Source organism: Bradyrhizobium sp. CCBAU 65884 (assembly GCF_028128835.1).
Taxonomy (GTDB): Bacteria; Pseudomonadota; Alphaproteobacteria; order Rhizobiales; family Xanthobacteraceae; genus Bradyrhizobium; species Bradyrhizobium ottawaense.
Genome location: NZ_LBJU01000002.1, coordinates 1,472 through 1,921 on the forward strand (window position 1 = coordinate 1,472; position 450 = coordinate 1,921).

1 protein-coding gene is annotated in these 450 nt (G+C 66.9%); it reads left to right on the top strand.

What is annotated here, in order from left to right:
* Positions 1 to 450, top strand: a 450-nt coding sequence (locus tag XI03_RS00070) for a response regulator (protein WP_271590958.1), incomplete at both ends; no start/stop codon positions are given.

Here is a 450-nt window from a genome sequence, read left to right on the forward strand (position 1 = left end):
CGTGATCAAGGGCCAGGCCACCGAGGTGATCGACGTCGGCCACTTCCTCCCGATGGCGTTCGCCGACTGGTTCACCCGCAAGGAGATGAAGCCGTCGATGCACTCGCAGTCGGTGCTGCTGGTCGACGACAGCGCCTTCTTCCGCAACATGCTGGCGCCCGTGCTCAAGGCCGCCGGCTACCGCGTCCGCACCGCGCCGACCGCGCAGGAGGGCCTCGCGGCACTGCGGGCGCAGAGCTTCGACGTGGTCCTGACCGACATCGAGATGCCCGACATGAACGGGTTCGAGTTCGCGGAAGTTATTCGCTCCGACAACAATCTGGGCTCGATGCCGATCATCGGCCTGTCCGCGCTGGTGTCGCCGGCGGCGATCGAGCGCGGCCGTCAGGCCGGCTTCCACGACTATGTCGCCAAGTTCGACCGTCCCGGTCTGATCGCGGCGCTGAAGGA